The organism is Yoonia sp. R2331 (assembly GCF_041103235.1).
In the GTDB taxonomy this organism is placed as follows: domain Bacteria; phylum Pseudomonadota; class Alphaproteobacteria; order Rhodobacterales; family Rhodobacteraceae; genus CANMYO01.
Window position 1 is genome coordinate 1,611,339 of record NZ_JBGCUN010000001.1, and the last position, 25,264, is coordinate 1,636,602.

Annotated in this window: 27 protein-coding genes; 14 read left to right on the forward strand and 13 right to left on the reverse strand. The window is 62.1% G+C overall.

Features of this window, described 5'->3' with window-relative positions:
- Positions 1–102 precede the first annotated feature (102 nt).
- Positions 103–1,374, forward strand: coding sequence for a cobyrinate a,c-diamide synthase (locus tag AB3Y40_RS08315; RefSeq protein ID WP_369438324.1), 1,272 nt, complete (start codon positions 103–105; stop codon positions 1,372–1,374).
- 42 nt (positions 1,375–1,416) lie between these two features.
- Positions 1,417–2,637 carry an MFS transporter gene (locus AB3Y40_RS08320; protein ID WP_369438325.1) on the forward strand — a complete coding sequence of 407 codons (1,221 nt, stop codon included), beginning with the start codon at positions 1,417–1,419 and terminating at the stop codon, positions 2,635–2,637.
- On the opposite strand, the gene AB3Y40_RS08325 is transcribed toward AB3Y40_RS08320, so the two are convergent.
- The 9 genes from AB3Y40_RS08325 to AB3Y40_RS08370 form a co-directional block, all read right to left on the reverse strand.
- Positions 2,634–3,419 carry a hypothetical protein gene (locus AB3Y40_RS08325; RefSeq protein WP_369438326.1) on the reverse strand — a complete coding sequence of 262 codons (786 nt, stop codon included), beginning with the start codon at positions 3,417–3,419 and terminating at the stop codon, positions 2,634–2,636. The two genes, AB3Y40_RS08320 and AB3Y40_RS08325, sit on opposite strands and share 4 nt — an antisense overlap.
- The gene (locus AB3Y40_RS08330) at positions 3,416–4,171 is read right to left on the reverse strand and encodes a phytoene/squalene synthase family protein (RefSeq protein WP_369438327.1); all 756 of its coding nucleotides are present in this window, start codon (positions 4,169–4,171) and stop codon (positions 3,416–3,418) included. The genes AB3Y40_RS08325 and AB3Y40_RS08330 overlap by 4 nt, the downstream gene beginning before the upstream one ends.
- Entirely contained in the window at positions 4,168–4,884 is a 717-nt protein-coding gene (locus AB3Y40_RS08335; RefSeq protein ID WP_369438328.1) for a class I SAM-dependent methyltransferase, read from the reverse strand. Before AB3Y40_RS08335 ends, AB3Y40_RS08330 begins: the two co-directional genes overlap by 4 nt.
- Positions 4,877–6,496, reverse strand: a complete 1,620-nt coding sequence (cimA, locus tag AB3Y40_RS08340; protein ID WP_369438329.1) for a citramalate synthase — start codon at positions 6,494–6,496, stop codon at positions 4,877–4,879. Before cimA ends, AB3Y40_RS08335 begins: the two co-directional genes overlap by 8 nt.
- Positions 6,496–7,929: a cysteine--tRNA ligase gene (gene cysS, locus AB3Y40_RS08345; RefSeq protein WP_369438330.1), complete on the reverse strand. Its 1,434-nt coding sequence runs from the start codon at positions 7,927–7,929 to the stop codon at positions 6,496–6,498. The genes cimA and cysS overlap by 1 nt, the downstream gene beginning before the upstream one ends.
- 169 nt (positions 7,930–8,098) lie before the next feature.
- A complete protein-coding gene (locus AB3Y40_RS08350) occupies positions 8,099–8,635 on the reverse strand; it encodes a DUF1697 domain-containing protein (protein WP_369438331.1) in 537 nt (178 codons plus the stop codon).
- 49 nt (positions 8,636–8,684) lie between these two features.
- Positions 8,685–9,041 (reverse strand): hypothetical protein, encoded by a 357-nt coding sequence (locus AB3Y40_RS20410; protein WP_459553973.1) that lies wholly within the window; start codon positions 9,039–9,041, stop codon positions 8,685–8,687.
- Between the two features lie 196 nt (positions 9,042–9,237).
- Positions 9,238–9,630 (reverse strand): VOC family protein, encoded by a 393-nt coding sequence (locus tag AB3Y40_RS08365; protein ID WP_369439626.1) that lies wholly within the window; start codon positions 9,628–9,630, stop codon positions 9,238–9,240.
- Positions 9,627–9,806, reverse strand: coding sequence for a hypothetical protein (locus AB3Y40_RS08370; RefSeq protein ID WP_369439663.1), 180 nt, complete (start codon positions 9,804–9,806; stop codon positions 9,627–9,629). The genes AB3Y40_RS08365 and AB3Y40_RS08370 overlap by 4 nt, the downstream gene beginning before the upstream one ends.
- Positions 9,807–9,883: 77 nt before the next feature.
- On the opposite strand from AB3Y40_RS08370, the gene soxR reads away from it, so the two are divergent.
- From soxR to AB3Y40_RS08390, 4 genes are read left to right on the forward strand one after another with little or no spacing between them, the layout of a single operon-like run.
- A complete protein-coding gene (gene soxR / locus AB3Y40_RS08375) occupies positions 9,884–10,318 on the forward strand; it encodes a redox-sensitive transcriptional activator SoxR (protein WP_369438334.1) in 435 nt (144 codons plus the stop codon).
- A 31-nt stretch (positions 10,319–10,349) separates the two neighbouring features.
- Positions 10,350–11,534, forward strand: a complete 1,185-nt coding sequence (locus AB3Y40_RS08380) for a pyridoxal phosphate-dependent aminotransferase (RefSeq protein ID WP_369438335.1) — start codon at positions 10,350–10,352, stop codon at positions 11,532–11,534.
- A 50-nt stretch (positions 11,535–11,584) separates the two neighbouring features.
- The gene (locus AB3Y40_RS08385) at positions 11,585–12,646 is read left to right on the forward strand and encodes a bifunctional transcriptional activator/DNA repair enzyme AdaA (protein WP_369438336.1); all 1,062 of its coding nucleotides are present in this window, start codon (positions 11,585–11,587) and stop codon (positions 12,644–12,646) included.
- Positions 12,633–13,433, forward strand: a complete 801-nt coding sequence (locus AB3Y40_RS08390) for an isocitrate lyase/PEP mutase family protein (RefSeq protein ID WP_369438337.1) — start codon at positions 12,633–12,635, stop codon at positions 13,431–13,433. The genes AB3Y40_RS08385 and AB3Y40_RS08390 overlap by 14 nt, the downstream gene beginning before the upstream one ends.
- Here AB3Y40_RS08390 and AB3Y40_RS08395 read toward each other — a convergent pair.
- Positions 13,430–14,035: an outer membrane protein gene (locus tag AB3Y40_RS08395; protein ID WP_369438338.1), complete on the reverse strand. Its 606-nt coding sequence runs from the start codon at positions 14,033–14,035 to the stop codon at positions 13,430–13,432. The two genes, AB3Y40_RS08390 and AB3Y40_RS08395, sit on opposite strands and share 4 nt — an antisense overlap.
- A gap of 446 nt (positions 14,036–14,481) precedes the next feature.
- Here AB3Y40_RS08395 and AB3Y40_RS08400 point away from each other — a divergent pair, with 446 nt between their 5' ends.
- Positions 14,482–16,032 carry a trimethylamine methyltransferase family protein gene (locus AB3Y40_RS08400; RefSeq protein ID WP_369438339.1) on the forward strand — a complete coding sequence of 517 codons (1,551 nt, stop codon included), beginning with the start codon at positions 14,482–14,484 and terminating at the stop codon, positions 16,030–16,032.
- Between the two features lie 263 nt (positions 16,033–16,295).
- On the opposite strand, the gene AB3Y40_RS08405 is transcribed toward AB3Y40_RS08400, so the two are convergent.
- Positions 16,296–17,393 carry an anhydro-N-acetylmuramic acid kinase gene (locus tag AB3Y40_RS08405; protein WP_369438340.1) on the reverse strand — a complete coding sequence of 366 codons (1,098 nt, stop codon included), beginning with the start codon at positions 17,391–17,393 and terminating at the stop codon, positions 16,296–16,298.
- Positions 17,394–17,454: 61 nt separating this feature from the next.
- On the opposite strand from AB3Y40_RS08405, the gene tyrS reads away from it, so the two are divergent.
- Positions 17,455–18,705, forward strand: a complete 1,251-nt coding sequence (gene tyrS, locus AB3Y40_RS08410; RefSeq protein ID WP_369438341.1) for a tyrosine--tRNA ligase — start codon at positions 17,455–17,457, stop codon at positions 18,703–18,705.
- Here tyrS and AB3Y40_RS08415 read toward each other — a convergent pair.
- On the reverse strand, positions 18,702–18,830 hold the full coding sequence (locus AB3Y40_RS08415) for a hypothetical protein (RefSeq protein WP_369438342.1): 129 nt from the start codon (positions 18,828–18,830) through the stop codon (positions 18,702–18,704). The genes tyrS and AB3Y40_RS08415 overlap by 4 nt on opposite strands.
- A gap of 45 nt (positions 18,831–18,875) precedes the next feature.
- Here AB3Y40_RS08415 and AB3Y40_RS08420 point away from each other — a divergent pair, with 45 nt between their 5' ends.
- Both AB3Y40_RS08420 and AB3Y40_RS08425 read left to right on the forward strand, forming a co-directional pair.
- Complete coding sequence (locus tag AB3Y40_RS08420) at positions 18,876–19,724, forward strand: GNAT family N-acetyltransferase (RefSeq protein ID WP_369438343.1); 849 nt, start codon at positions 18,876–18,878, stop codon at positions 19,722–19,724.
- Positions 19,725–19,827: 103 nt separating this feature from the next.
- Positions 19,828–20,676 carry a PhzF family phenazine biosynthesis protein gene (locus AB3Y40_RS08425; RefSeq protein ID WP_369438344.1) on the forward strand — a complete coding sequence of 283 codons (849 nt, stop codon included), beginning with the start codon at positions 19,828–19,830 and terminating at the stop codon, positions 20,674–20,676.
- Between the two features lie 14 nt (positions 20,677–20,690).
- On the opposite strand, the gene AB3Y40_RS08430 is transcribed toward AB3Y40_RS08425, so the two are convergent.
- Positions 20,691–21,518 (reverse strand): tellurite resistance TerB family protein, encoded by an 828-nt coding sequence (locus AB3Y40_RS08430; protein WP_369438345.1) that lies wholly within the window; start codon positions 21,516–21,518, stop codon positions 20,691–20,693.
- Between the two features lie 157 nt (positions 21,519–21,675).
- Here AB3Y40_RS08430 and AB3Y40_RS08435 point away from each other — a divergent pair, with 157 nt between their 5' ends.
- The 4 genes from AB3Y40_RS08435 to AB3Y40_RS08450 all read left to right on the forward strand — a co-directional run bounded on the left by AB3Y40_RS08435 (position 21,676) and on the right by AB3Y40_RS08450 (position 25,259).
- A complete protein-coding gene (locus tag AB3Y40_RS08435) occupies positions 21,676–22,086 on the forward strand; it encodes a Fur family transcriptional regulator (protein WP_369438346.1) in 411 nt (136 codons plus the stop codon).
- A gap of 212 nt (positions 22,087–22,298) precedes the next feature.
- The gene (locus AB3Y40_RS08440; RefSeq protein ID WP_369438347.1) at positions 22,299–23,177 is read left to right on the forward strand and encodes a DMT family transporter; all 879 of its coding nucleotides are present in this window, start codon (positions 22,299–22,301) and stop codon (positions 23,175–23,177) included.
- Between the two features lie 43 nt (positions 23,178–23,220).
- Positions 23,221–24,498 carry a phosphopyruvate hydratase gene (eno, locus tag AB3Y40_RS08445; protein ID WP_369438348.1) on the forward strand — a complete coding sequence of 426 codons (1,278 nt, stop codon included), beginning with the start codon at positions 23,221–23,223 and terminating at the stop codon, positions 24,496–24,498.
- A 47-nt stretch (positions 24,499–24,545) separates the two neighbouring features.
- Complete coding sequence (locus tag AB3Y40_RS08450) at positions 24,546–25,259, forward strand: alpha/beta fold hydrolase (protein ID WP_369438349.1); 714 nt, start codon at positions 24,546–24,548, stop codon at positions 25,257–25,259.
- Positions 25,260–25,264: the final 5 nt, after the last annotated feature.

Genomic DNA, 25,264 nt, shown 5'->3' on the forward strand with positions numbered 1-25,264 from the left:
CTTCTTCTGGCCAAAAATATCCCCGCCGGAGGCATCCACCCCCTCCAACCCGCACCGCCGTTTGCCGCGGGACGCAGAATTTTTGAAAATTCTGGGGCGCCCGTGGGACTGATCCTCGCCGCCCCTGCCTCTGGCTCTGGCAAGACCACGATCACGCTCGGCGTGCTGCGTGCGCTGGCGCAACGCGGCGTGGCGGTACGCGCGGCAAAATCAGGTCCTGACTACATTGATCCGCAGTTTCACGCCGCCGCCTGCGGCGCGCCTTGTTTCAACCTTGATGCCTGGGCAATGACGCCCGCGCGGATCAAGGACGCGGCCGCCGGCACCGAGCCACTGTTGATCGAAGGTGCGATGGGGCTTTTTGACGGCGCGCCGCCGGATGGCAAAGGCGCGACCGCGGACCTTGCGCGCATTCTGGACCTGCCCGTGGTGCTGATCGTCGATGCGGCATCCATGGCGCAATCCATTGCACCGCTGGTGGCGGGATTTGCCGCCCATGACCCCGCAAACACTATCGGCGGTGTCATTCTGAACCGGGTCGGATCCGCACGGCATGCGCGGATGCTGACAACCGCGCTGGCCCCAACCGGCATCCCGGTGATTGGCACGGTGATGCGCAACCCGGACCTTGCACGCCCGTCGCGGCATCTGGGGTTGGTGCAAGCGGGCGAGATGCCAGATCTGGAGAATTTCCTGAACCGCGCCGCAGATGTGATGGCAAGTTCGATTGACCTTGACGCGCTGCTGGCGCTGGGCCGCCCGATCCAAAGCACAAGCCCACTGCGCAGCGACAGGTTTCGCGGGCTGCAAAAGGGGCAGTCGCTGGCCATTGCGCGGGATGCGGCGTTTTCGTTCAGCTATGCCTATGACCTGGCACTTTACGCCCATATGGGTGTTGACCTGCGCTATTTCTCGCCGCTTGCTGACGACCCTGTCCCCCAGGCCGACCGGATCATCCTGCCCGGCGGCTATCCAGAGCTCCATGCCGCCCGGCTGGCAGCGGCGCAAACCTTTATGACCAGCCTCAAGAGCGCCGCAGAAACCACTGATATATATGGCGAATGTGGTGGATATATGACCTTGGGTGAGACCTTGACCGATGCTGATGGTGTGCGCCACAAGATGGCGGGTCTGCTCAAGCTCGACACCAGCTTTGCCACCCGCAAGCTGCATCTGGGCTATCGCACCTTGCACAAACATGGGCAGTCGCAACCCGCCTTCAGGGCGCATGAGTTCCACTATGCCACCACGCTGCGTGCCGAAGGCACGCCCCTTTTTGACGCCTTTGATGCAGAAGGCACGGCCCTTGGGCCAATGGGACTGCAAGAGGGGCGCGTGTCAGGGTCATTTGCGCATATTGTGTCAGGTACATAACGACCGTTGCACCCCGGCGCAGACAGGCATACCGATGGCGCCATGGAACATGTGAACGACACTCTCGCCCGGCGCAACGTCGCTGTGCTGGTCGCGGCGCAAGCGCTGCTTGGCAGCCAGATCACCATGATTTTCGTGGTGGGCGGGTTGGCCGGGCAACAATTGTCGCCGCTGGCTTGTTTTGCGACGCTGCCCATCTCTCTTATCGTTTTTGGGTCAATGACAACCGCGCCCTGGCTGAGCCCGTTCATGCAGCGCTATGGTCGTCAGATGGGGTTCTATGTGGGTGCCCTTGGCGGGTTGATCGGATCGGCCATTTCGGCCTACGCCATCACTGTCAGTAGTTTTGCGCTGTTTCTCGTGGGCTCTTACCTGACAGGTATCTATATGTCCGCACAGGGTTTTTTCCGTTTCGCGGCGGCTGACACCGCTTCTGACGCGTTCCGGCCCAAGGCCATTTCCTATGTGCTGGCGGGGGGGCTTGTCTCTGCCATTATCGGGCCGCAGCTGGTGAGCCTGCTGACGTTCAACAACCCGGACGCCACTGTGATGCGCTATCTGCCGGTCTATTTCGCGGCGATGGTGCTGAATGTGATCGGCATGGCGCTGTTCGTATTTCTGCGCATCCCAAAGCCTGCAGCGGCAGCACCCGGTGATGACCGGGGCCGAACGATTGGGCAATTGCTGACGACGCCACGCATTGCCGTCGCGGTGATCTGCGCGATGGTGAGTTATGCATTGATGAACCTTGTCATGACCTCGACCCCGCTGGCGGTTGTGGGCTGCGGCTATGGTGTCACTGATGCCTCGAACGTGGTGATGGGCCATGTGTTGGCGATGTTCGCACCATCCTTTTTCACCGGCCATCTGATTGCTCGCTTCGGGGTGGAGCGGATCATGGGGCTGGGGCTGGTCATTCTGGCCGCCGCTGGCGTTGTTGCCTTGCAGGGCGTGGAGTTGACCAATTTCTACATCGCACTGGTGCTGCTGGGGCTTGGCTGGAACTTTGGTTTCATCGGCGCCACCACAATGCTGGCCAGCGCCCATTCCCCGGCAGAGCGTGGCCGGTTGCAAGGGGTCAACGACATGATCGTCTTTGGCATGGTCACGGTGGCCAGCCTCGCCTCTGGCGGGTTGATGAATTGTGCGGGCGGCACTGCGGTTGAGGGCTGGAACGCGGTCAATATCGCGATGGTGCCATTTCTGGCACTGGCCGGTGGATCGCTGATCTGGCTGGTGCGCCGGAGCCGCGTGGCAGCCTAGCCCGGACAGGCGGGCATGTCTTGCGGCGGGCGCTGCAACGCTTTGCCCGGACCAAACATGGTTTCAAAAGCCGCGAGGCGATTGGGAATGTTCTGCGTCAGCCAATCAAGCACATCATCGGGCAGCCGGTCGGGATGCTGGAAATAGGTCATGGCAAACAGGGCAGTTTCGGCCACGTCCTCTTTTTCCGGGTTTGCAGCGGCGTATTCCGTCACAAAGACACCATCGCCGCGCTGGGCCGCGATCCAGGGCCGTGATCGGCCAAATGTCAGATCGAGCGTGACATGGGTGCTTTCGTGAAAGACGGTTTCTTCCAAATCGTTGGTGGCGATGCGTTTGGCCACATTGGCATCATAGACCACGAAAAACCCGCCCTCGGCCTCTTCAAAAGCGGTTTCATCGCCGGCGTGGACCACGACGTGGTTCAGCCGTCCGCGCATGAAACTGGGCAAGCGGCCCAGCGGGCCGGTGAGTTGTCGGGCGACGGTTTCGGCCCGGTCGCCAAGGTCGGGATGTGTCCAGATTTCGATGGTGGTGCCATCGGTAAAGCTGGCAGAGAACACCTGCACGTTGTCCACGAAAAGCTGATCGTTGCGCTTGTCAGGCATTTCCTGCCGGGATGCGCCAAGGGCCGTCAGGCAGTGAAAGGCGCTGGGATCATCGCTGTGGATGAAGTCGATGTCGTTGGACGTGACAGAGCTGTCAAAAAGCGGGTCTGCCCATGTCGCCGTGCCAATCAGGCAAAGTGCTGCGGCCAGTTTCGCCACCTGTTTTGACGTCATCGCATCCATCCGCGCAAAGCTACATAGGTGAAGCGCAGGTTACCGGGTGACAGCGCCCCGTCAACAACGCGCTGCGGGCTGGCGATGGCCTGTTGCAGGACCGGACGTGCGGCCCAGCCCGAGAGCAGCGCAGGTGCGGCCGCGGGCGAGATCGTCGCGCGGGCGGCAGCGGCGCGGTTGAGGTGATCAAGGCCCTTTTGCGCCAGATCCCGCACCCCTTGCGGGGTGCCGTCGATCAGCGGAATGCGGCTGCGGCTTTCCAGTTCCGGCACAGCCCGAAGCAAGTTGGCGATGCCCACCCCGGTGGCAAAATCGCGCACGGGTTGTTCCTCTGCCGGTCCCAGCAGGCGCGCGGCGGTCCACAAGAGCCCGCCTGAGGTGGCGTTGATATATTCATCCAGGTGGGCTGCGTCCTCAAAGGCGTCTTTGTAGACGTCCCAACGGCGCGCGGCCACAAGCGCGTCTAGGCTTGCGGCCCCGGCGGGGTCCAGCACATCGGCAAGGGCATCGACGATTTCGTGTTTGCGCGGAGTGGCGTCGCTGCCGATTTCGTCCAGCGCGTCACGCCACCATTGCAGGCGCATTTCCGCGATCATCGGTTCCTGCGTGACCCAAGGGGCGCGGCTGACTTCGACGTTGAAGGCAAAAAGCGGAAAGAGCACGCGGCGCGCGGGTACGGGTGCGGCCATGACGGCGCGAAAGCGGTCCGGGTCGGCGCGTTCGACCAATGCGGCGCAGGCGGTCAGGCTCATGCCCGGGTCACCACGCAAAGCTCATAACCGGTTTCATCCTTGGCGGCTTGCCAATCGGTCAGTTCCTGTGCGCCTTCGTCAAGCACTTTGATTAGGGCTGTGTCGGCACCGGGACGGAGCTTTGCGATCCGCGCCATCATCGGGTCGTAATAGGCGTGCCATGCGGCATCGGTTAGCGGGCGGCTGGCAGTCAGGCGGAACCCGGCGGCGGTGATCTGCTGGGTGATCTGGCGACGGTTGGGGGTCTCGCCCTCGCCCGCCCACATGGCCTGTGCGGTGGCCGAAGGCGTGTCGGTGAAATAGGCCGGTGTCGTAAAGGCGATGGTGCCGCCCGGTGCCAGGGCTGCATTCCAGTTCTGCAAGCTTTGCGTGATGCCGGCAAAGTAGATCGCCCCGGCGCACCAGATCAGGTCAAAAGGGCCGGGTTGGGCAAACATGTCGCCTTGGGTGACGGTGACACGGGGATCATCAGCAAAGGTTGCGGCTCCTTCGGCGGCGAAATGCGCCTGCCAGTCGACGCCAATCAGTGTGGCGGGTGCGAAAGTGTCGAGAAGGGTGCCGATGTCGGCCCCCGGCCCGCAGGCCCCGTCAAGGATGCGCCCACCCTTGGGGACATGCGCGTGGTCCGCGACCCAAGCGATGTCCGCAGGCAGCCCCGGCCCTTCGCGCGGCAAGTCGCGGTGCAGCGTGAAAAAGGCGCTTGGTTTAGCCAACGGCCCCATCCCGAATGAGTTTCCAGTTGATTGCATCAACCAATGCGTCAAAGGAGGCATCCACGATATTGGCACTGACGCCCACGGTGGACCAGCGCCGTCCCTGCCCGTCTTCACTGTCGATGATGACGCGGGTCACGGCTTCTGTCCCGCCGTCGGTGATGCGGACCTTGAAGTCAACGAGCTTCATATCCGCGATCATGCCCTGATAGCGACCCAGATCCTTGGCAAGTGCGCGGGCCAGCGCGTTGACCGGGCCCTGATCGGATCCATCTGGTCCGATGCTTTCGCTGACGTTGAGGAATTTATGGCCGTCGACCTTGGTCACGACCACAGCCTCTGAGATGCTGACCATCTGGTTGTACTTGTTGCGGCGGCGCTCAACGGTGACGCGGTAGCGCTTGATCTCAAAGAAGGTGGGCAAGGTGCCCAGTTCCGCGCGGGCCAGCAGCTCAAACGAGGCTTGTGCGGTGTCATACGAATAGCCGCGCGCCTCTTGTTCCTTGATCCGTTCCAGGATGCGCGGCAGCGCGGGGTTATCGGGCGCGACGTCGAGCCCCGCCTCTGCCAGCCGCTGGCGCAGGTTGGACTGGCCCGCCTGATTAGACATGGGCACGATGCGGGCATTGCCCACAAGGCCGGGGTCGATGTGTTCGTAGGTGGTTGGGTCCTTGGCAATCGCACTGGCGTGCAGGCCCGCCTTATGTGCAAAGGCGCTGGCCCCCACATAGGGCGCCTGTTTCGTCGGCACCCGGTTGAGGATGTCGTCAAGCGTGCGGCTGGCGCGGCGCAGACCCTTGAGCGCGTCCAGCGTCACGCCGGTTTCAAAGCGGCTGGCGAAGGGCTCTTTCAGCAGCAAGGTCGGGATGATGCTGGTCAGGTTGGCATTGCCACAGCGTTCGCCCAGACCGTTGAGCGTGCCTTGAATCTGTCGCGCGCCCGCCAGCACGGCGGCCAGCGTATTGGCCACGGCGTTTTCGGTGTCGTTATGGGTGTGGATGCCCAGATGACTGCCGGGGATACCGCTGTCGATGACATCGGTGACGATGGAAGAGACCTCCTCTGGCAGGGTTCCGCCATTGGTGTCACACAGCACGATCCAGCGCGCGCCAGCGTCATAAGCGGCATGGATCGCTTCGAGCGCGTAAGCGCGGTTGGCCTTGTAGCCGTCAAAGAAATGTTCGGCGTCAAACAGCGCCTCGCGCCCATTGGCGACCAGATGCGCGAAAGAGGCCGCTAGGTTTTCGGTATTTTCCGCAAGCGTGATGCCAAGGGCGGTTTCCACGTGGAACGGGTGGCTTTTGCCAACCAGACAGACGGCCGGTGTGCCCGCATTCATCACCGCCGCCAGCACATCGTCATTTTCAGCAGAACGCCCGGTGCGCTTGGTCATGCCAAAGGCGGTCATGGTGGCGCGGGTTTTGATCCCGGCCTGAAAGAACTCGCTATCGGTGGGGTTGGCCCCGGGCCAGCCGCCTTCGATGTAGTCGACCCCCAGATCATCCAGCGCCTCGGCAATGCGGAGCTTTTCGGTCGTAGAAAACTGCACACCTTGGGTCTGCTGTCCGTCGCGCAGGGTTGTGTCGAAAAGGTAGAGGCGTTCGCGGGTCATTACAGATCCCCCAGTTTGGCAGCGTCGAATCCGGGGCCAGCGGACCAGGTGGCCTGCCCGCCGACATCCGTCACCTGCACACCGGCAGCATTGAGGATATCACGCACCTCGTCGGCGGTTGCCCAATCCTTATCCGCGCGCGCCTGCGCACGGGTCGCCAACAGCGCATCGACACGCGCGGCAACGGCGGGCGTGACATCTGGCCCTGCCTCGCCACCCTCAAACATCGGGATGGCGGACCAGTCGTTGACCAGCCCCAACATCTCTAGCCCATGCGCGAAACCGGCCAGTGCCTGCGGCGTGCGCCCTTTGGACAGCACATGGAGCCGGGCAATCGCACCGGGGGTGTTCATGTCATTGGCCAGCACGCCGATAAATTCGTCATCCGCCTGCCATTTGCCATCCGCCTGAAGTGCCGCGACCAGTTGCGGACCAAACCCATGGCCGTGCAGGATGCCATACCACTTGCGCAGGGTCGCTTCTGCCTCGGTGCGCTTGGCTTCGGTCCAGTCCATAGGCTTGCCGTAGTGGGTGGTCAGATAGACCATGCGAATGACTTCTCCCGGCACGCCCTGATCCAGCAGATCGCGCACGGTGAAGAAGTTGCCCAAGGATTTGGACATCTTCTTGCCTTCGACCTGCAGCATCTCGTTGTGCAGCCAGACGCGGGCAAATTCGCCATTCGGGTGCGCGCAACGGGACTGGGCAATCTCGTTTTCGTGGTGCGGAAATTGCAGGTCATTGCCGCCGCCGTGAATGTCGAAGCTTTCACCCAACAGCGCCTTGGACATTGCTGAGCATTCAATGTGCCAACCGGGTCGCCCGTAGCCCCAAGGACTGTCCCATCCCGGCACCCCATCGGGTGAAGGTTTCCACAACACAAAGTCCATCGGGTCGCGTTTATAGGGCGCCACTTCGACCCGCGCGCCTGCGATCATGTCGTCAACCGAGCGGCCCGAGAGGCTGCCATAGTCCGGGTCGCTGGCGACCGAAAACAGCACATGGCCTTCCGCCTCATAAGCATGGCCCTTGGCGATCAGATCAGCGGACATCTCGATCATCTCTTGGATGTAGTTTGTCGCGCGGGGTTCATGCGTCGGGCGCATCGCACCCAGCGCGTCCATATCCGCGTGATACCAGCCGATGGTCTCTGCCGTGATGTCACCAATCGCACGGCCCGTTTCAGCAGCGCGCGCGTTGATCTTGTCATCGACGTCGGTGAAGTTGCGCACATAAGTGACGTTCCCAGCGCCATAGACGTGGCGCATCATCCGAAACAGCACGTCAAACAGCAGCACATTGCGCGCATTGCCCAGATGCGCGCGGTCATAGACCGTCGGCCCGCACAAATACATGCTGACTTTGCCGGGGATGACAGGTTCAAAATCCACCTTGCGGCGGGTCTTGGTGTTATGGAAACGGATCGGTGTCATAGCGCCTCACGCACGGGTTTTGCCGGCGGGCTTAGCGAAATCAGGATCAATGTGAAACGTGAAAAAGCAGCCCGCTGGAGATCAGCAGGGAATAATGCAGCAAATAATGATGCAGGTCTTTTTCATGGGGCCGGAATAGCAGGCCATGACGGTTGCGTCCAGCATTGATCTAGTCTGCGGCCAATGCCGCCAGTTTGCGGATGGTGTTGAAGTTGCGCGCGGTGAACGTGGTGCCGGTGATGACCTTGTCCATCTTTTCCACCAGTTTCGACCGCCCGATCCCCTCTGGCGCGTGCAGCCAGACGATGCGGTCCATCACCGCCAGCGCCTCTGTCGGGGCTTGCAAGCTGGCGGCGCGCGCCTCGTCCATCGCGGGCGGATCAAAGCAGAAAAACCCGTGTACAAGGTTGCCGGGGTCCGGCGGAAACGGACAGCCAAGGACCGCGGCGCGCAAATCGTCACCAGTAAGCACGAGCACCGCGACATCCACAGCCAGCTTTGCGCGCAAGGCTTTTGCCAGATCATCCGGCGACCCGCTTGCACTGAACACCAGATTGCCCGAGGCGATATAGGTCGTGATGTCCTGCCAGCCCAGATCCGCCGCCTGCGCCCGCAAATCGGCCATGGGCAGCTTGTTCCCACCGCCGACATTCACCCCACGCAAAAGCGCCACATGCCGCATCGCTGATCCTTTCATTGACACCATCGCCCCCATGAACAAAAATAGAACAATTGCAAGTCAGAGGCCAGCCATGTCACGCAAAACGGTCAACGCCATCTGTGCCACCCATCCCGGTGCGACGCTGGATCACAACCTTGGCGAAGGCCATGACAGCTGAAAAATCGGCGGCAAGCTGTTTGCGATCATTGGCGCGTTGGGGGATGTAGTGTCGGTCAAAACCGACAGCGTGGAAACCGCACAGATGCTGATTGATGCCGGTGCCGGCAGCAAGGCGCGTTATCTGCACCGGTCTTGGATATCGGTACCGTTGGGCGCCGACGAAGACGAGCTCCGCCACCGGGTCGCGGTGTCTTATGACATCATCTTTGCGAGCCTGACGAAGAAGGCGCAGGCGGAGATTGTGGGTAGGTGATGGCCGCATGCGTGCCATTGCCACCGGGTGACGGCCGCAACTTTGCAAGCAAAGCCGCTGACCCGCACTGTTGCGTTTGCCTCCGTCAAACGCACTTCTTCTGGCCAGAATAATCCTCGGGGGAGTATGAGGGGGCAGACAGCCCCCTCATCCGCGCCGCCGAAGGGCGGCGCAAAAGATCGTGTGCGGCGCAGCCGCTCTGTTTGGTCAAACCTCAGTCGTATTGCACAACCTCGATCTCTACGCCGTTGTCCTCGTGGAAATAAAAGCGGCGGCCCGGTTCATAGTCCGCATGGGAATGTGTCTGATAACCCTTCGCCTCAATCCTGGCCTGCGTTGCATCCAGATCCTCGACCACGACCGCAATGTGGTTCATCGCACCACGGGTGGCATAGCTGGCATCCGCCTTGGGCACAGTTTGCTCTGGCGCGTGACCCGAATAGACTGCGACATAGCTGGTGTCGGTGCCCACATGAACCGTATAGCCACCGCCATTCATGCTTTCGCCTTCCCAGCGGGTGTGCCAGCCAAAGAGGTCCGACAGAAGTGCCGCAGTGGCGCGCGGGTCGGCCACGGTTATATTCACATGCTCAAGATATGCCATCAGACCACACCCTTCTTCATCCAGTTGCGAAACCGGGCGATCGGTCCCGGCGGCAGTTTTGATCGTTCCACATGAAAGCACCCACAATCAAGGTCATGGCCCCAGCCGATGCCCTCGCGTTGCAGGGCGTTGATGGCACCGGGGTCCACGCAGACCCGCATTGTCCGTTCCTTGGTCATTGTCATTCTCCTCTATTCAAACCTTTGCGAATCTGTTTGTAATTTCTCAAGTGCACTTGAGATCAAGAGGTTTCTTCATGTCCCAGGGCCTGACGATCGGCGATCTGTCGCGGCGCACCGGCTTGGCCGTGTCCGCGATCCGGTTTTATGAAACCCACGGCATCGTGCATCCGGTGCGCAATGCAGGTGGCCACCGGCGCTATGCCCGCGCCGATATCCGGCGATTGTCCTTTGTGATGGCAGCCCAAAAGCTGGGGTTCGCCCTGTCTGACATCGCGGGCCACATGGCGCATCTGCCCGCGCACAAAGCCCCGACCAAGGCCGACTGGACCCGCATCAGCCGCCTGATGCGCGCCGAGATCGAGGCGCGGATCACAGCCCTTGAAACCCTGCGCGACACGCTGGATGGCTGTATCGGCTGCGGCTGTCTGAGCTTGAAATCCTGCGCGCTTTACAACCCCGCTGACGTGCAGGGGCGTGACGGCCCGGGGCCGCGCAAGCTGATGGCTTGACCGCGCCCCAATGGCGTGATCGTCATGGCGCATGAAGCTATCTGATCGCATCACCCGCATCACCGGCGGCGGCTCTGACGGGTGGGACGTGTTTTACCGTGCCCGCCGGATGATTGCCCAAGGTACGCCTGTTTTGGAGCTGACCCAAGGTGAACACGACATCGGCACCGATCCCGTCATTCTTCAGGCGATGCATGATGCAGCCAAAGCGGGGCGCACCGGCTATGCCCCGGTGCAAGGTGACATCGCCTTACGCGTGGCGGTCGCGGACCGGATCGCCGAGGCGTCAGGCGTGCCGACGACCCCGGCCAACATCCAGATCACACCCGGCGGGCAAGCGGGACTGTTCGCCGCCCACCACGCGGTGCTGGATGAAGGCGACACCGCCCTGTTCATTGACCCCTATTACGCCACCTACCCCGGCACCTTGCGGTCGGTCGGTGCGGTGCCACGCGCGGTGCCGACATATGCGCGCCACAGCTTTCAACCCCAGCCCGATGATTTGAGCGCAGCCGCCCCGGGCGCAAGATCGTTACTGATCAACACGCCCAACAATCCCACGGGCGTGGTCTATGACACGCCAACGCTGGATGCGATTGCACAGACTTGCCGGGATCATGATCTTTGGCTGATCTCGGACGAGGTCTATGACACCCAAATTTGGGAGGGCAGCCACGTTAGCCCGCGCAGCTTGCCCGGCATGGTGGACCGCACGTTGGTGGTGGGGTCGATGTCGAAAAGCCATGCGATGACCGGCAGCCGCATCGGTTGGATCTGCGCCGCGCCTGATGTGATCGAGGCGATTTTCAACCTTGCCAACAACACCACCTATGGTGTCGCCAGCTTTGTGCAGGCAGCCGCCCTATTTGCCTTGGAACAAGGCAGCGCGCTGGAAGACAAAGTTGCCGCCCCGTTTCGCCGCCGCCGGGCGCTCGCGTCACAGGCGCTGGCGGGGCAGAATGTGATCCGGCAAATCCCGTCACAGGGGGCGATGTATGTGATGCTGGATATCCGTGCCACGGGGCTGAGCGGCGAGGGTTTTGCCAATGCCTTGCTGGACGCGCATCACATCGCGGTCATGCCCGGCGAAAGCTTTGGCGCGGCGGCGGCGGGTCATATCCGCGTGGCGATGACAGTCGACGATGATGCCTTTGCCGCCGCGCTGGACACGCTTGTGGGCTTTGCCCGGACGCTGGCGGCGCAACACGCGGAATAAACGCCCGTTTTCCGGCAGCAGCCCTGCCGGGAATCGCTTAATCTGCTGCCATGACCTTGTTGATGCCTGATGATCAGACCCTTTATGACGCGCTATTGGCGCGCGATGCCGCCTATGAGGGGCGCATTTGGGTCACTGTCGCATCCACTGGCGTTTTCTGCAGGCTGACCTGCCCCGCACGCAAGCCCAAGCGCGAAAACTGCGCCTTTCATGACAGTCTTGCGGCCTGCATCGCGGGCGGTTTTCGGCCCTGCAAGCGGTGCAATCCGCTGGCGCAGACCGATCCGGCGGTGACGGATTTGCTGGCGGCACTTGAGGCGACCCCGGACCACCGCTGGACGGCGGCGGATGTGGCGGCGCGCGGATATGATGTCGCAACCATCCGGCGCGCATTTCAGCGGCAGTTCGGCATGACGTTCCTTGAAATGGCGCGCCAGCGCAGGCTTGCCACCGGGTTTACGACGCTGGTGTCAGGTGCGCGGGTGATTGATGCGCAGATTGATGCGGGATTTGAAAGCGCGCAGGCCTTTCGCGACGCCTTTGCCCGACAGATTGGGCTGAACCCCGGTGCGTTTCGGCGCAATGCGCGCATCCGCGTCGATCAGATCAGCACGCCTTTGGGCACGATGGTCGCCGCCGCTGACGCGACGCATTTGCACCTGCTGGAGTTCTTCGACCGCAAGGCCCTGCCTGCAGAGATGGCGCGGCTGTACAAGCTGATCAGGGGTGACATCGGCTTTGGTCGCACGGGCGTCACCGATCAGACAGAAACCCAGCTTGCCGCGTATTTTGCCGGACGCGACGCCCGGTTCACCGTGCCGCTGGCCTTGCATGGCACGCCCTTTACCCGGTCGGTCTGGCAGGCCCTGCAGGACATCCCGGCGGGTGAAACTCGCAGCTATGCGGCACTTGCGGCGGGCATGGGGCGCCCCACCGCCACCCGTGCCGTGGCCCGCGCAAACGGCGCCAACCAGATTGCCATATTGATCCCCTGTCACCGAATTCTGGGCGCGGATGGCAGCCTGACGGGCTATGGCGGCGGGCTGTGGCGCAAGGACCGATTGATCGCAACAGAACACCAGTACAAAGGACGACACCATGAGCTTTCGTGACCTCCATCAACCCGGCAACCCGCTGGTCATGCTGAATGTTTGGGATGCGGGAAGTGCGCGCGTGATGCACCGGCTGGGCGCGCAGGCGCTGGCAACATCATCCGCAGCACTGGCCTATACATTGGGCCGCCCCGATGGCGGCACGATCAGCCGAGAGGACAGTCTGACCCATGCGCAGGACATCGTGGCGGCAACGCCGCTGCCGGTACAGGGCGATTTCGAGAACGGCTTTGGCGATGATCCCGACACCTGCGCAGAGACCGTGCGCATGGCTGCAGAGGTGGGGCTGGCGGGCATTTGCATCGAAGACACGATGTTTCCCAGTGGCAATGCCTACGCCTTTGATTTGGCGGTTGAACGGATGCGCGCCGCAAGTGCGGCAGCGCGTGCCTTGCCGGGGGATTTCGTGCTGACCGCACGGGCCGATGGCATTCTGACGGGCGCTTATGACACGGACGAGGCGATCCGCCGCATCGTGGCCTTTGCCGCAGCCGGGGCCGATTGCCTGTATGCGCCTTTGCCGCCTGATATGGATGCTTTGGCGCAGATCGTGGCCGCTACCGACAAGCCGGTCAACGCATTGGTCGCGGGGCGGTTCACCAAGCAAAGCCGCGCCGATTTCGCGGCCATTAGGGTGGCGCGCCTGTCGATCGGGTCGTCACTGGCACGGGTCACGCACCGCGCGATCCATGACATCGGGGCCGCGATGATCGGTGGGGATTTCACAGGCCTGAAGGCGGGGATCAGCAGCGCGACGATTGACGCGCTGCTGAAAGATCAAAGTTAGAAAGTAAAGCCGACGCGGACGCTGGCGGTTGTCGCCTCGATATCGGTGCCGCCGCCGTTGAAGTCGTCAAACTGGTGTTGCAGCACTTCGGCGCCGAGACGGATGTTCGGGGCGACCTGATAGTCCACGCCCAGACCGGCAAAGTAGCCTGTATCATCCGCCTCAAGCGCGCCAGAGGAATAGGCCTGTGCCGCACCGGCGGTCACGTAAGGCAGCCATTGGCCTGCGTCGTAACCGGCGCGGACCTTGGCCCGGGCGACGCCATCAAGGTTGATACCGGTGGCGGCATCGGTGATCTCGGTTGCGTCATATTCCAGCTCTCCGCCCAGCACGAAGGACCCAAGATCGTAAAGGTAGCCAGCGTGCACACCGTAGGTGTAATCTTCTGTGTCGTCAGAAAAGCCGTCGGCGTTCAGCTGGCCATAGCCGAGGTTGGCACCAGCATAGAACCCGGTCCAATTGCCGCCGGTGTAGACCGGTGCGGGGGCCACGGCCACGGGGGCGGGCGGCGGGGCCATCACAGGTTCAGTGATGCCACCGGCGATGGCGGGGGCGGCAAAGAACCCAAGGGCCGCGCTGGTGATCAAAAGACGCTGTTTCATCATATTCTCCATTCTGGAACATTGCGTGCCCCTCACATCTGTGCGCGCACCTGCACGTTCAACCGCCTCACGGGGGTGTGAATTTTCGCCAGCAAAAACTTGCGATTACGCAGATATGCTGGGCGGAAAAAGGCGCATCGGCTTGGGCCTGTGCGATGTTTCGCCGGGCGTGAGCGGGCGCTGGCAAGCCTTTGCCCATCGCACGCCACCCCCCTTGAAGCCGCGATGTCGCAAACAAAGCCCGATGTCGCAGACAGGACAGACCCCGCTGCTGCCCGCGCCAGACTGGGGGTGCATGAGGAAGAGGAGGTCCGATGCGCCCTGATCGCGTGTTATTCGCAGTGATCACCCGCACCATCGGTGCGCGGCGCGGGCGTGCGGCACGGGGACGACCGGCAGTGGTGCGCCGTTTCTGACTGTTCCTACTTCCATGCGAAAGACACCACATGACCGATACCAAACCCGCAGGCCGCCCTACCCGCTCTGGCGGGCGCGCCGCGCGCACCGCCGCCCGCGCCGCCCCTCTGGCCGAGGCATTGCGCCCGATCCGCGCGGGCCTGAGCGGCGGGCGCTATAACCCGCTGTCCGAGGCGGATGTCGCCGCCATTCATGATGCCGCGCTTGTGGCGCTGGAAGACATCGGCCTGAGCCAGGCCCCGCAGTCAGGCATTGACGCCATGACGGCGGCCGGTGCGATCCTTGGCGATGATGGACGCTTGCGGTTCCCCCGCGCGCTGGTCGAGGACATGCTGGCCGTGGCCTGCACCGATCTGACGCTGCATGGCCGCGACCCCAGGCATGATCTGCAGTTGACCGGCACCCGCGTGCATTACGGCACCGCTGGCGCGGCCGTGCATATGGTGGATGTGCTGGGCCGGATTTACCGCGAGAGCACTTTGCAGGATTTGCATGATGCCGCGCGGATTGTGGACCAGCTGGACAACATCCATTTCCTGCAGCGCCCGATGGTGGCGCGCGATATTGTCGATAACCGCGAGATGGACCTCAACACGGTTTACGCGACCGTGTCGGGCACGACCAAGCACATCGGCACGTCCTTTACCGAGCCGGATTTTGTGCCCGATGCGATCGAGATGTTGCACATGATGGCCGGGGATGAGGCGACCTGGCGTGCGCGACCATTTGTGAGCAATTCCAACTGCTTTGTGGTGCCGCCGATGAAGTTTGCGACCGAAAGCTGTCAAGTGATGGAGGCGTGCATCGCCGGTGGGATGCCTGTGCTGTTGCTGTCTGCCGGTCAGGCGGGTGCCACGGCGCCTGCGCCCATTGCCGGGGCCATCGTGCAGGCGGTGGCAGAGTGTCTGGCCGGTGTGGTTTACGTCAACAGCATCGCACCGGGGCATCCGGCGATCTTTGGCACATGGCCGTTTGTGTCGGACCTGCGGACAGGTGCGATGTCAGGTGGATCGGGCGAGCAGGCGCTGCTGACCGCAGGCTGCGCGCAGATGCATCGGTTCTACGGGCTGCCCGGCGGGGCCGCAGCGGGGATCGCGGACGCCAAGCTGCCCGATATGCAGGCCGGGTGGGAACAGATGGGTTCCAACGTCATGGCGGGGCTTGCCGGGTTGAACATGGTCTATGAGGCGGCGGGCATGCATGCGTCTTTGCTGGGGTTCTGCCACGAGTCGCTGATATTGGGCGATGATCTGTTGGGCCAAGCGATGCGCTGTGTCCGCGGGATCGAGGTCAACGAAGAGACGCTGGGGCTGGAGACAATGCGCGATGTCTGTCTGAACGGGCCGGGGCATTATCTGGGGTCGGATCAGACGCTTGCCTTGATGCAGACCGAATATGTCTATCCCGCGACGGCGGACCGGTCATCGCCCAAGGAATGGGAAGAGCGGGACAAGCCTGATCTGATCGCCAATGCAATTGCGCGCAAAGAGAAGATCCTGGGCAAACGCGCCACGGCACGGCTGGACCCGGTGACCGATCAGGCGATCCGGGCGCGGTTCAACATTCATCTGTCAAACTGACGGCTGCGCGGGGCGCCAGATTTTTTGAAAAATCTGTCTCGGGGGCCAGCCCCCGAACCCCCGGGATTATTTTGGCCAGAAGAACAGGGGACACGCAGTAGCCCGCCGCGTGCGGGAAAGCCCGTCAGGTCGCGCAGCGACCTGACGCGTGCGGGAAAGCGACTTTGCTTGCAAAGTTGCGGCCGTCACCCGGTGGTAATAGCGCGCAAACGGCCATCACCCGGTGGCAATGAAGCTCTGCCATTCCAACCGGCCCATCACCCCTACCCGCGCGGCACGCTCAACGTCCCGCCACAGACCGCAGCCCGGACGCCTGTTGTGCCCGGACAGGACGTCGGAAGTCCGCGCGCCACGCGCACGGCGAGGTAGGCAAAGGCTTGCGCTTCGAGCATGTCACCATCAAGACCGGCATCCTCGACCGGTTTCACGGCGCAATCCACAGCTGCTGCAATCATCTGCATCATCACGGGGTTGTGCCGCCCGCCGCCTGTCACCCAGAGCGTTTGCGGCAATTGCGGGCAGTGTTGCATCCCTTCGCTGACCGCGATCGCGACAGCCGCCGTCAGGGTTGCGGCGGCGTCAGCATCGCTGAGCCCGGCGCAGTCCTTTGCGAGCGCGGCGAAAGCATCGCGATCCAGAGATTTGGGCGGCATGCGGAAGAAAAATGGGTGCTGCATGAAACGGGTGATGATGTCTTCGTCCACCTGACCTTGTGCGGCCAGTCTGCCGCCTATGTCGTAAGGCAGATTCACACGGGACTGCATCATGTCATTGAGCGGGGCATTGGCAGGGCCGGTGTCAAAGGCCAAGAGCGCGCCATCCGCCTCTGGCCGGTCAGCGGTGGGATCAACCCACGTGAGGTTGCCGACCCCGCCGAGGTTCAAGAAGGCACAAGGTGCAGTCGCCCCGATGAACCGGGCCAGTGCCCAGTGATAGAAAGGGGCCAAGGGCGCGCCCTGCCCGCCGAGTTTCACATCAGCGCTACGAAAATCCCAGACCACGGGTTTGCCCAGCGTTTCGGCCAGGGCGGCCCCATCACCCAGCTGATGCGTACCGCGCCCGCCCGGGTCATGAGCCAGGGTCTGGCCGTGAAACCCCACAAGTGCCGCGTCTTCAAACCCGGCCAAGGCGATGGCATGGGCCTTGGCAATGACGGCCGCGGCCTCTGCCAGATCATCGCCGGGCCAGCGGCCCAATGCGGCCTTTAGGATTGCGCGTTCCCGGTCAGAATATTCGCGGTAGGTGCTGTCACCAAAGCCGGTGATGGTCACGCCATCGGTCTCAATCTCTGCGGCGTCTACACCATCCAGCGAGGTTCCCGACATCGCCCCGACTGCCCTGATCGGCCCTTTGATCTTCATGCTCTTTCCCTTGCCCCCATCGGCGCTTATAGAGTGCGCCAAGCAAAGCGCGGGAACAAGCATGACCTACCACCCCAAGTCCGATTTCATGGCCGTGATGATGGAACGCGGCTTTCTGGCCGATTGCACCGATTATCAGGGGCTGGATGAGGCGCTGTCGAAGGGACCGGTGCCCGCCTACATCGGCTTTGACGCCACGGCCACGTCGCTGCATGTGGGCAGCCTGATCCAGATCATGATGCTGCGCTGGTTGCAAAAGACCGGGCACAAACCGATCACCCTGATGGGCGGCGGTACCACCAAGGTGGGTGATCCCTCATTCCGCGCCGATGAGCGCCCCTTGCTGGGGGCAGAGCAGATTGACGCCAATATCGCGGGCATCCGCCAGGTGTTTGCCGCCTACATGGACTATAGCGATGGGCCGACCGGCGCATTGATGCTGAACAATGCCGAATGGCTGGACGGGTTGAATTACCTTGATTTCCTCCGCGACATCGGGCGGCATTTCTCGATCAACCGGATGTTGTCGTTTGAAAGTGTGAAATCGCGGCTGGATCGCGAGCAGAGCCTGTCGTTCCTTGAGTTCAACTACATGATCCTGCAGGCCTATGATTTCCTTGAGCTGAACCGTCGCTATGGCTGTCTGTTGCAGATGGGCGGATCGGATCAATGGGGCAATATCGTCAACGGGATCGACCTGACGCGGCGGGTGCTGGAGCAAGAGATTTACGGGCTGACCTCGCCCTTGCTGACCACGTCCGACGGCAAAAAGATGGGCAAGTCGCAGTCCGGTGCGGTCTGGTTGAATGCAGACCTGTGCAGCCCTTATGAATTCTGGCAGTTCTGGCGCAACACCACGGATGCGGACACGGGCAAGTTCTTGAAGCTTTACACCGAATTGCCGGTGGCGGAATGCGACCGGCTGGGTGCGCTGGAGGGGTCAGAGATCAACGCGGCCAAGGTGATCCTTGCCAATGAGGTCACCACCTTGCTGCACGGGGCCGATGCCGCCGCCGCAGCAGAGGCGACCGCGCGCGAGGTCTTTGAGAAAGGCGGCGTGGGGGATGATTTGCCAACCCTGACCATCCCCGCGTCGGAGCTGGGCGAGGGTCTGTCGATTGTGCAGGCGCTGGTGAAATCCGGGCTGGCCGGATCGGGCAAAGAGGCCAAGCGGCTGATTGCTGAAAATGGCGCGCGGCTGAATGATGAGCCGCTGACCAATGCGGGCCTGATGCTGGATGCGGATGCGCTGGCCCAGCCGATCAAGCTGTCGGCGGGCAAGAAGCGGCATGCGCTGGTGCAATTGGGTTAGGTCAGTAACGTCAGGACCAGCCAGACCGGCACCGACAGCACGGTGGCCAACAGTGTCAGGGCCGTCAGCGTCAGGCGCGGCGGCGGGATATCGGTGTCGCGCAGGCGGCGAAAGCGGTGTTCCATGCGCCGATTAACCCCACTTTAGGTTTCATCTGTCTTAACAAGGGCATGTTTGACATGCCTTTGCCCACCCATGCGCGCACGCTGCCGCTGCAACAAAGCCCCGCCTATGCCCGGACGCTGCGCGCGCTGGGCCAGAAAGCACGGATTGTGCACGGCGATGGCGTGGGGCAGATGGCGGTAGTGACACGGCAGACGCCCTTTGGTCCGTTGCGCGCAGCGATGCGCGGGCCGCTCTGGGAAACGCCCGATCCGCGCGACCGGGTGGATTTTCTGCGCCGCCACCGGGTGCATCTGCACAATCCAGAGGACGACGCCCCCGATACCATGCGCGCGGCTGGCTTTTGGCAGGTGATGACCCCCGGCACCGTGGGCCTGATGGACCTGACCCGTGATCCGGTCGCAGCCATGCACGGCAAGTGGCGCAACGCCTGGCGCAGCGCCGCGCGCGCAGATCTGCGTGTCCAGTCCGGCCCGTTTGAGCCTGCGCGCGACAATTGGATCCTGGCGCTGGATGGAGCGCAACAGCGTGTGCGGGGCTTTCGCGGTTATCCGCATGCCTTTACCCATGCTTTTGCTGCCCAAAACCCCGATGCTGCCTTATGTTACGTAGCCTATCAGGAGCGCAGTCAGATCGCCGCAATGATCTTTCTGCTGCATGCCCCGACGGCCACCTATCACATTGGCTGGACCGGAGAGGATGGGCGGCGCTGCAATGCGCATCGGTTGCTGTTGATCCAAGCGGCGCGCGATCTGTCTGCGCGCGGAATGACCACGCTTGATCTGGGGCAGATTGATACCCGCCGCGCGCCCGGGTTGGCACGGTTCAAGTTGGGTGCTGGTGCGCAACCGGTCACCTTGGGTGGCACGTGGGTACGGTTGCCGTGGTGCCGCTAAGCCGCTGCCTGTGCGGAAATGCCCCTGCGCTTCCCCTTGATCGCCCGCGCGATTTGCGGGCAAAGCTGGACCAAAGGCCCTGCGCGCCAAAGGATCCGATGTGATGACCCAATACCTTGTCTATGATGTTTTTACCGACCGCCCCTTTGGCGGGAACCAATTGGCAGTGTTCCCTGACGCCACGGGCCTGTCGGAGGACCAGTTGCAGGCCATTGCGGTCGAGTTCAAATTCTCTGAAATCACCCTCGTCTATCCGCCCGAAGACCCGGCCCATACGGCCAAGGTCCGCATTTTCACACCGACACAGGAAATCGACTTTGCCGGGCATCCAACCATTGGCACAGCAATTGCGCTGTATGATCTGGGGCGCGGGTCCGATCTGGTGCTGGAACTTGGGGTCGGCCCGATTGCCTGCACGGTGACACCCGAAGGTGCAGCGTTTACCACCACCGCCCCGCTGTCGCGTCTTTCGCACCCCGATCCGGCCCTTGTTGCCCGCGCGCTGGGCACATCACGGTCGGCAATTTCCGCCACGGTGCATGGGCCGGTGCAAGCCTCGCTTGGGCTGCCTTTTGTGATTGTGGAACTGACCGACCGCGCGGCCCTGGCCCATTGCCAGCCCGATATTGCAGCCTGCCGCGACGGGGCACAGCGGCACCCGGCGGGGCTCGATTTTGCGATCTTTGCCTATGTCCGCGAGGGTGCGCAGGTCGATGCGCGCATGTTTGCCCCGCTCGACAACATCCCGGAAGATCCAGCCACCGGCAGCGCCTGCGCCACCTTGGCCGCCCTGCTGCACGAGGATTTGCGCCAGCCGCAAACCCTGCACATCACCCAAGGTGAAGATATGGGACGGACGTCAAGGATTACCGCGCAAAGCCACGGTGATCCGGTGCAGGTCACAATCTCTGGTCAGGCCGTGCGTGTCATGGACGGCAGGCTGCTGGTCTGACCCCGTGACGATCCCTAGCGGTAGATGCGCGGCACGCCCAGTTTGTCATGCACCGCGTTGACCGCCTGCGGCTGGATATGCAGCGCGCTTGCGAGATCGTGCAGGTACTTCGCCTCTTCCTGGCTATCTAGGTCGATGCCCAGCACAGACATCATGTAGACTTGCCTTTCCATGCCTTGCGGAACCGCATTGGCCAGCCCTGCCACATCAATCGGCTTTTGTAGCTCGCGGTTCACGAAATCACGCTCTGCCTGACTGACATCGCCAAGCTTGTCCATGATCTTGGCCTGTTCGCCCTGATCAAAGGTGCCATCGGATTTGGCCGCTTGCAGCATGGCGGCGAGCATCAGGCCTGCGGCGGCTTCCTGATCCTGGCTGGAGGTCTTGGCCTTTTGCGGGGTGCTGTCGAATTGCGAGCCGAGCACGTCCCCCAGACCGCCGCCGCCACCGCTGGCACCGCCGAGCGCACCGGCCAGACCGCCCAAGAGGCCACCCAGACCGCCGCCAGCGGCGCCGCCTGTCAACCCGCCCAGCAAATCCTCTAACCCCGCAGGCGACGAAGGGCGCGCGCGCGTATCGACGCCGTCACTGCCGGCAAATTGGTCAAGCAGGCCGCCAAGCCCGCCCTGCGCGGCACCACCGCCAAGGATGTTATCCATCATCCCTTCGAGCGGGTTGCCCGCCTGTGCATCAGCCTGATTGGGGGAATGCGCACCACGGAAAAGCCCGTCATCCGCGACCTGCCCGGATGGCGTGTTGCCACGTCCTTGCATCATCTTTTGCGCGCCCTTGGCGACGGCGACACCAATGGCCACCTTGGCCAGCGTTTTCATCAAGCTCATGTCATTCCCCCAGATTTCAATGGCTGCCAGCCTGACAGGCCGCATCTTTGGCCCAAAGGGGAAAAACCGCAGCAGAGCAACCTTTCGCGCAAGCCCGCATCTGGTCTTGGCCCCGATTGCACGCTATGGCAGGGGAGTTTCACTGCTCGGGGGCCCAATGACCACCACCATCCTGTCCCGTTGCGAGGCTGCTGGCCTGCGCATGACCGATCAGCGCCGCACGATTGCAGCTGTGCTGCAAGACGCCGATGATCACCCCGATGTGGAAGAGTTGTATAATCGGGCCGCTGCCGCCGATCCGCGCATTTCGCTGGCAACGGTGTATCGCACCGTAAAGCTGCTGGAAGAGACAGGCATTCTGGAAAAGCACGAATTTTGTGATGGCCGCGCCCGGTACGAGACCGCGGACCGCGAACACCACGATCACCTGATCGACATGCAATCAGGTGAGGTGATTGAATTTCTGGACCCCGAGATCGAGGCCCTGCAGGAAAAAATCGCAGCGAAACTTGGCTACAAATTGATCGGGCACCGGTTGGAATTATACGGCACCAAGACCAAGGGCTGAGGTCTAACCGGCAATCAGGGTTGCAAACCCGGTCGCCGTCGCCCAACCACACATCAACACAACAAAACGCATTTTCGACATCCCCATGTCTGTTCAATGCAAGGATCGTCGCAATTGGTTGCGATTCCCTCAATGCTGGAAATCCTGACTTCTTTTCATTTTCTACAACTTTCGGTATCGCAGCCACGAGCGACCACAAGATAGGACAGGGTTTGGACAATTTCCGGGGCAGCGTGTTGATGGTGCTGGCGATGCTGGCCTTTGCGATTGTGGATGCCATCATCAAGGCCACTTCTGATACCCTGCCCGTTGGCCAGATCGTGATGATCTTGGGCACGGGTGGTGCGGTGGTCCTGTCGGCCGTAGCACTGCGCCAGAACCCGCGCGCCTTTGTGCCGCATGCATGGCAACCGCTCATCATTCTGCGCAATCTGAGCGAGGCGCTGGGATCGCTGTGCTTTGTGACCGCGCTGTCGCTGATCCCGCTGTCCACAGCCTCTGCGGTGTTGCAGGCCACACCGCTGATCGTCACCATTGGCGCAGGCCTGTTTCTGGGCGAGGCGATTGGCTGGCGACGCTGGACGGCCATTGCCGTGGGGCTGGCCGGGGTGCTGATGATCCTCAGACCGGGGTTAGAGGGGTTTGACGCCAATGTGCTTTTTGCCATCGGCGGCGTACTAGGACTGGGCGCGCGGGATTTGATCACAAGGATGGTGCCCAAGTCGATCCCGTCAAGCAATCTGGCGGCCTATGCGTTCTTGTTCCTGATCCCAACCGGCTGGGCGATGATGCTGATGGCAGGACAAGATTGGGTCACGCCGCCCCCTGCCCTGACCGGTCAGCTGGCACTGGCCATCGCCATCGTCATTGGTGCCTATTTCGCTATTATCGGAGCCACCCGGATTGGTGATCTGTCGGCCATTGCGCCGTTCCGGTATACCCGGATCGTCTTTGCGCTGATCATCGGGGCGATCTTCTTTGCCGAGCGCCCCGATGCCCTGACGCTGCTGGGGGCTGCGATCATTGTGGGGTCAGGTCTTTATACACTTTGGCGCGAATCCCGTTTAAACCGTCACAAACCCGCGCTATAGACGCGCCGATACCGCTAACACCTCCCTGAAAGGAGCCTCTTCCATGAGCACCATTGTCGATATCCACGCCCGCGAAATCCTTGATAGCCGGGGCAATCCGACGGTCGAGGTGGATGTGATCCTTGAAGACGGCACAATGGGCCGTGCGGCCGTGCCATCGGGTGCGTCGACAGGTGCGCATGAAGCGGTGGAAAAGCGCGACGGCGACAAGGGCCGGTACATGGGCAAAGGTGTGCTGGAGGCTGTGGCCGCCGTGAACGGCGAGATCGCGGACACCATCGTGGGCTTTGACGCAACCGAGCAAGTTGCCATCGACATGGCGATGATTGAACTCGACGGCACCGCAAACAAGGGTCGTCTGGGGGCCAATGCAATTCTGGGCGTGTCGATGGCGGTGGCCAAGGCGGCAGCAGATTTCACTGCACAGCCCCTGTTTCGCTATATCGGCGGAACCTCGGCCCGCACCCTGCCCGTGCCAATGATGAACATCATCAATGGCGGCGAACATGCGGATAACCCGATTGATATTCAGGAATTCATGATCATGCCGGTGGCCGCCGAGAACATCCGCGAGGCGGTGCGCATGGGGTCTGAGGTGTTCCACACGCTTAAGAAAGAGCTGTCGGCGGCGGGACATAACACCGGTATCGGTGATGAAGGCGGCTTTGCCCCCAATTTGGCGTCCACGCGCGATGCGCTCGATTTCATCATGACCTCGATCAAGAAGGCCGGTTATGAGCCGGGCAAGGACATCTATCTGGCGCTCGACTGTGCCTCGACCGAGTATTATCGCGACGGCAAGTACGACATGAAGGGCGAAGGCAAGGTGCTGAGCAGTGCCGAGAATGCCGATTATTTGGCCGCCCTCTGCGCCGACTATCCGATTATCAGCATCGAAGACGGCATGGCCGAGGATGACTGGGACGGCTGGAAGCTGTTGACCGACAAGATCGGTGACAAGATCCAGTTGGTCGGTGACGATCTGTTTGTCACCAACCCTGCGCGTCTGGCCGATGGGATCGCCAAGGGCAGCGCCAACTCTATGCTGGTAAAAGTCAATCAAATCGGCAGCTTGACGGAAACACTTCAAGCAGTGGACATGGCGCATCGCGCGCAGTTCACCAATGTAATGTCGCACCGTTCCGGCGAGACCGAGGATGCCACGATTGCTGATCTGGCGGTCGCGACCAACTGCGGGCAGATCAAGACCGGATCTCTTTCGCGTTCCGACCGTTTGGCAAAATACAACCAGCTCATTCGTATCGAGGAGATGCTGGGCGAAACGGCAACCTATGCGGGCCGGTCCATCCTCAAGAACTAGTGTTTCCGTACATCGAAAGTGCTGGCCCATCTGATGCACCCGACGTCGTGTTTCTGCACGCCGTCGGGACATCAGGTTGGATGTGGCAGGACGTCATCGCCGCCCTGCCCGATCTGCGCTGTCATACGGTGGACCTGCCGGGTCACGGACGCTCTGCGCAGATGCGATGGCAGTCGCTGCCAGCCGTGGCAGAACAGGTGTTGAGCGTCATACCAAGCCAGAAACCGGTTCATCTGGTGACTTTGTCACTTGGCAGTTACGTCCGTCTGCACTTGTTACACCATGCGCCGGGGCGCTTTGCGTCGGCCACGTTGTCGGGTGTTCATGCAGACGGTATGCCCAACAAGACCCTGATGAAAGTCATGGGCGCGCTGATGTCACCCTTTGTCCGTCTGCCCCGCCTTGCCCGCATGAATGCGGCAAATCTGGGCATTCCCGACGACAGGATCGACGGATATGTCGCTGCGGCCCGCCTGACAACGCCGCAGGCCTTTCGCCGCGCCAGCAACAACGCCGTTGATTTCGAAGCGCCGGATATTTCCGGGTTTGGCGGTCGCTTGTTGATCGCGGCGGGCGGAAAGGAACATGCGCTGATCCGCGACAGCCAAACCAAGATCGCTGCCATGGTCCCACATGGCAGAGCGGCGCAGGCGCCGGGGCTTGGGCATGGTTGGTCAGGTCAGAACCCGCGACTTTTCGCAGAGATGGTCCGGGCAATGGTCAACAACACAGCACTGCCCGAGGCGCTTGTTTTGCTGTGACGGTC

Excerpts from the sequence above, each read along its gene's own strand:
- AB3Y40_RS08320 (WP_369438325.1), top strand. The coding sequence starts at position 1,417 with ATGGAACATGTGAACGACACTCTCGCCCGGCGCAACGTCGCTGTGCTG.
- AB3Y40_RS08325 (WP_369438326.1), bottom strand. The coding sequence starts at position 3,419 with ATGACGTCAAAACAGGTGGCGAAACTGGCCGCAGCACTTTGCCTGATT.
- AB3Y40_RS08330 (WP_369438327.1), bottom strand. The coding sequence starts at position 4,171 with ATGAGCCTGACCGCCTGCGCCGCATTGGTCGAACGCGCCGACCCGGAC.
- cimA (WP_369438329.1), bottom strand. The coding sequence starts at position 6,496 with ATGACCCGCGAACGCCTCTACCTTTTCGACACAACCCTGCGCGACGGA.
- cysS (WP_369438330.1), bottom strand. The coding sequence starts at position 7,929 with ATGACACCGATCCGTTTCCATAACACCAAGACCCGCCGCAAGGTGGAT.
- AB3Y40_RS08350 (WP_369438331.1), bottom strand. The coding sequence starts at position 8,635 with ATGGTGTCAATGAAAGGATCAGCGATGCGGCATGTGGCGCTTTTGCGT.
- AB3Y40_RS20410 (WP_459553973.1), bottom strand. The coding sequence starts at position 9,041 with ATGGCACGCATGCGGCCATCACCTACCCACAATCTCCGCCTGCGCCTT.
- AB3Y40_RS08370 (WP_369439663.1), bottom strand. The coding sequence starts at position 9,806 with ATGACCAAGGAACGGACAATGCGGGTCTGCGTGGACCCCGGTGCCATC.
- soxR (WP_369438334.1), top strand. The coding sequence starts at position 9,884 with ATGTCCCAGGGCCTGACGATCGGCGATCTGTCGCGGCGCACCGGCTTG.
- AB3Y40_RS08380 (WP_369438335.1), top strand. The coding sequence starts at position 10,350 with ATGAAGCTATCTGATCGCATCACCCGCATCACCGGCGGCGGCTCTGAC.
- AB3Y40_RS08385 (WP_369438336.1), top strand. The coding sequence starts at position 11,585 with ATGACCTTGTTGATGCCTGATGATCAGACCCTTTATGACGCGCTATTG.
- AB3Y40_RS08390 (WP_369438337.1), top strand. The coding sequence starts at position 12,633 with ATGAGCTTTCGTGACCTCCATCAACCCGGCAACCCGCTGGTCATGCTG.
- AB3Y40_RS08395 (WP_369438338.1), bottom strand. The coding sequence starts at position 14,035 with ATGAAACAGCGTCTTTTGATCACCAGCGCGGCCCTTGGGTTCTTTGCC.
- AB3Y40_RS08400 (WP_369438339.1), top strand. The coding sequence starts at position 14,482 with ATGACCGATACCAAACCCGCAGGCCGCCCTACCCGCTCTGGCGGGCGC.
- AB3Y40_RS08405 (WP_369438340.1), bottom strand. The coding sequence starts at position 17,393 with ATGAAGATCAAAGGGCCGATCAGGGCAGTCGGGGCGATGTCGGGAACC.
- tyrS (WP_369438341.1), top strand. The coding sequence starts at position 17,455 with ATGACCTACCACCCCAAGTCCGATTTCATGGCCGTGATGATGGAACGC.
- AB3Y40_RS08415 (WP_369438342.1), bottom strand. The coding sequence starts at position 18,830 with ATGGAACACCGCTTTCGCCGCCTGCGCGACACCGATATCCCGCCGCCG.
- AB3Y40_RS08420 (WP_369438343.1), top strand. The coding sequence starts at position 18,876 with ATGTTTGACATGCCTTTGCCCACCCATGCGCGCACGCTGCCGCTGCAA.
- AB3Y40_RS08425 (WP_369438344.1), top strand. The coding sequence starts at position 19,828 with ATGACCCAATACCTTGTCTATGATGTTTTTACCGACCGCCCCTTTGGC.
- AB3Y40_RS08430 (WP_369438345.1), bottom strand. The coding sequence starts at position 21,518 with ATGAGCTTGATGAAAACGCTGGCCAAGGTGGCCATTGGTGTCGCCGTC.
- AB3Y40_RS08435 (WP_369438346.1), top strand. The coding sequence starts at position 21,676 with ATGACCACCACCATCCTGTCCCGTTGCGAGGCTGCTGGCCTGCGCATG.
- eno (WP_369438348.1), top strand. The coding sequence starts at position 23,221 with ATGAGCACCATTGTCGATATCCACGCCCGCGAAATCCTTGATAGCCGG.